1 protein-coding gene is annotated in these 276 nt (G+C 54.3%); it reads right to left on the bottom strand.

Going from position 1 to position 276, the window contains the following annotated elements:
• Nucleotides 1-187: hypothetical protein (locus tag B4920_RS26230; protein ID WP_216820050.1), on the bottom strand; the 187-nt coding region annotated here is incomplete at its 3' end.
• Nucleotides 188-276 lie beyond the last annotated feature (89 nt).

Below are 276 nucleotides of genomic sequence, written 5' to 3'. Positions count from 1 at the left end.
TGGCGTCGTTGAGTTCGGCCACGGCCTCGCGCATGGGATCCAGAGTGGAGAGGCTTTTCAGGAAGCTTCGCACGTCATAGGTGTCATATTCGGCGATCTGTTCATCACTGAGTTCGGCGGCAAACAGGGTGGAGAACCACCAGTAGAGTTGGGCCCGGCGTTCGCTGGTAGCCATGAATTCCTGCATTTATCCTCCGTGGATGGCAATCGGGAGCCTTGATGGCTCCCGATTCTAACGACTTTAAAAATAAAGGAAACTCAAGGGGGCGCTTTCGT

The organism is Zoogloea sp. LCSB751 (genome assembly GCF_002028455.1).
GTDB lineage: Bacteria > Pseudomonadota > Gammaproteobacteria > Burkholderiales > Rhodocyclaceae > Zoogloea.
The sequence above is the reverse complement of the archived record's forward strand: the minus strand, read 5'-3'. Positions and strand labels throughout refer to the sequence as shown.